The sequence below is a fragment of the Trebonia sp. genome (assembly GCF_049794275.1).
In the GTDB taxonomy this organism is placed as follows: domain Bacteria; phylum Actinomycetota; class Actinomycetes; order Streptosporangiales; family Streptosporangiaceae; genus Trebonia.
This window is the reverse complement of the sequence record NZ_JBARCR010000918.1, coordinates 1-2750: the sequence shown is the minus strand read 5'-3', so window position 1 is coordinate 2750 and position 2750 is coordinate 1. Positions and strand designations below refer to the sequence as shown.

The 2750-nt window shown below is 70.5% G+C and carries 4 protein-coding genes; 1 reads left to right on the top strand and 3 read right to left on the bottom strand.

Annotated elements, in window-relative coordinates:
- Together WA805_RS23655 and WA805_RS23650 are read right to left on the bottom strand one after the other, a co-directional pair.
- Nucleotides 1–799, bottom strand: a 799-nt coding sequence (locus WA805_RS23655; protein ID WP_425243431.1) for a serine/threonine-protein kinase, incomplete at its 3' end; no start/stop codon positions are given.
- 58 nt (nucleotides 800–857) lie between these two features.
- A complete protein-coding gene (locus tag WA805_RS23650) occupies nucleotides 858–1349 on the bottom strand; it encodes a DUF6918 family protein (protein WP_422285639.1) in 492 nt (163 codons plus the stop codon).
- A gap of 78 nt (nucleotides 1350–1427) precedes the next feature.
- Here WA805_RS23650 and WA805_RS23645 point away from each other — a divergent pair, with 78 nt between their 5' ends.
- Entirely contained in the window at nucleotides 1428–1838 is a 411-nt protein-coding gene (locus tag WA805_RS23645) for a VOC family protein (protein ID WP_422272415.1), read from the top strand.
- A 26-nt stretch (nucleotides 1839–1864) separates the two neighbouring features.
- Here WA805_RS23645 and WA805_RS23640 read toward each other — a convergent pair whose 3' ends face one another.
- Nucleotides 1865–2578, bottom strand: coding sequence for an SDR family NAD(P)-dependent oxidoreductase (locus tag WA805_RS23640; RefSeq protein WP_422272417.1), 714 nt, complete (start codon nucleotides 2576–2578; stop codon nucleotides 1865–1867).
- Nucleotides 2579–2750: the final 172 nt, after the last annotated feature.

The following is a 2750-nucleotide window of genomic DNA, read 5'->3' as shown; positions in this document are numbered from 1 at the left end:
CCGTGAGGCCCGCGTCGGCGGCGAGCAGGTCACGCAGCCGCGTGGCGATGGCCGCGACTTCCGCGGCGTCCGACAGCCGGGCGGCCGGGTCCTTGGCGGTGAGCCTGGTGATCAGCTCGCCGAGTTCCGGCGGCACGCCCGCCGGCAGCGGCGGCATCGGCAGGTACAGGTGTCCGGCCATCACCTCGGCGGTGCCCCCGTCGTAGGGCGGCAGGCCGGTCAGGCATTCGTAGATGAGGATGCCCAGGGCGTACAGGTCGCTCGCGGGCGTCGCCTGGCCGCCGGCGATCCGCTCCGGCGCCATGTACTGCGTGGTACCCATCACCAGGCCAGGTCCCGTGATGGGCGCGGAACCCGCCGCGTGCGCGATGCCGAAGTCCGTGATCTTCACCAGGCCGTCCGCGCCGATCAGGATATTGCCCGGCTTGACGTCCCTGTGCACCAGGCCGATGCTGTGCGCGGCGTCGAGCCCGGCGGCGGCCTGCGCCGCCACGTCCAGGGCGAGTACCGGATGCACCGGGTCGACCGCGAGCATGTCGGCGAGCGAGGGCCCGTTGACGTACTCCATCACCAGGTACGGCGGACTGGCCGGCCCGGCATTGCCGTAGTCGTAGACCCGGGCGACGCACGGATGGGTCAGCGAGCCTGCATGCTTGGCTTCGGCGCGGAAACGCTCGAGCGTGTCGGGGTGATCGGCGTATTCGGGACGCAGCAGCTTGACCGCGACTTCCCGGTCAAGCAGCAGGTCCGATGCTCGCCATACCTGGCCGACGCCGCCGGCGGCGATCGGTTCGGCCAACTGGTAACGGTCATCGAGTATGAGGCCAGTTCGCGTCACAACCACCACAGGTTACCAATTAGGAACTTAGTCCAACACTGCTATCGCCAAAACTCGCTAAAGGTAAGAACGCGTACCGCTCTACCAGGCCGCCTACCGCGGGCAGGGCGGCCTTCACGTGCTTGGCGGCGCTGCCGCGCACCGTGTTGTAGGCCTTTACGATCACTGGCCGGCCCGAGTTCCTGCCGCGCTCGTCGGTGATCGCGAGCAGCGCCTCGCACACCTCGTCCTCATGCTTGGCGAGGTAGTCGCCGAACATCCCGCCCCCCGCGGCGGTGAAGTCGGTCCAGTACGGCTGCAGCGCGTCGGCCAGGTGCGGCAGCAGCGTCTCGATCATGTGGTGGATGTGGCCGGCGTCGTAGGTCCGCACGGCCTTGTAGGCGAGCTTGACCGCGGTCCCCGAGATGCCGGACATCGTGGCGACCTCGCCGTTGACGAGCGCCTCGCAGTCGGCGACCACCTGCGGCTGTACGTCCGGCGCGAGCAGCGTGTCGCGAAGCGTGGCGGCCATGGTCGCTGTTTCTCCTTTGCTCGGGGCGTCAGGAGCGTAGCAGGAACGCGCTGCCGTACTTGTGGTAATAAGGATGAGATGACTCAGCCGCCGCGCATGGACGTCACGTCGGTGACGATCGGCGCGCCCGACCCGCGGACGCTCGCGGCCTTCTACGCGAGGCTGCTCGGCTGGCCGGTCGCCGCCGAGGAACCACCGCGACCTGGGTCGCCGCCGGAAGACGGCTGGGCGCAGGTGCGGCCGCCGGCCGGCGTGGCCGGCCCCACGCTCAACTTCGAGTACGAGGCGCACTACACCAGGCCGGTCTGGCCGAGCGAGGCGGGCAGGCAGCACATCACCGAGCACCTGGACATCGCGGTCGAGGATCTCGACGCGGCCGTCGCCTGGGCGGCGCGGGCGGGCGCGACCGAGGCCAGTTATCAGCCGCAGGAGCGTGTCCGGGTGATGTTCGACCCCGCCGGGCATACGTTCTGCCTCTTCCTGAGGTAACCCCTTTCCTGAGGTAAGCGGGCCGGTCACCAGGGAAGGGGCCCGCGAGCGTCGAAGTAGCCGCCGGTCGGGCCGTCCTGCCCGGCCTGCGCCATCCGGACGATGATCTCCGCGCCCTGCTCCACGGTCTGGATGCCGGTGCGCCCGTTCAGGTCCGTCGCGGTGAAACCGGGCTCGACGGCGTTGATCCGCATGCCGGGGAACGCCTTCGCGTACTGCACGGTGATCATGTTGACCGCGGCCTTCGACGCGGGATAGGCGACCCCCGGGTAGCCGTAGGCCGGCGAGTCCGGGTCGCTGAGCCTGGCGATCGAGGCCAGGCCGCTGCTGACGTTGACCACCACCGGTGCGGCCGACCGCAGCAGCAGCGGCAGGAACGCGTGGGTGACGCGCACCACGCCGAAGACGTTGGTCTCGAACAGCTGCCGCATCTGGTCGGCGGTGATCTCGGCGGCGCCTGGCACCGCGTTGGTGGCCGTCCGCTGCTCGATCCCGGCATTGTTGACCAGGACGTCCAGCCCGCCGTCGGCCTCGATGGTCTTCGCCGCCGCGTCGACGGACGCGTCGTCAGTGACGTCGAGGAGAACCAGCCGCGCGCGCGGTCCGAGCCGCGCCGCGGCGTCGCGTCCTCGCCCGGCGTCCCTGCTGCCGATGTAGACGGTGTGGCCCGCGGCGATGAGCCGCCGGGCGGTCTCGTAACCGAGGCCCTTGTTCGCCCCGGTGATCAGTGTCGTCGTCATGCTGCCAGCCTGCCGCCGCGCGGCCCCGGCAGCCAGCCGGCCCGTTTTCCTGGGACTGCCGGTACCAGGAAACGCCCGGCGGCGGCGCATACTGTGGTGGCTATGACGTCCGGTGAATTCGGCCAGGCGGTGCGGCGCTGGCGCGACCGGGGCTCGCCCGAGGCCGCCGGGC

Excerpts from the sequence above, each read along its gene's own strand:
- WA805_RS23640 (WP_422272417.1), bottom strand. The coding sequence starts at position 2,578 with ATGACGACGACACTGATCACCGGGGCGAACAAGGGCCTCGGTTACGAG.
- WA805_RS23650 (WP_422285639.1), bottom strand. The coding sequence starts at position 1,349 with ATGGCCGCCACGCTTCGCGACACGCTGCTCGCGCCGGACGTACAGCCG.
- WA805_RS23645 (WP_422272415.1), top strand. The coding sequence starts at position 1,428 with ATGACTCAGCCGCCGCGCATGGACGTCACGTCGGTGACGATCGGCGCG.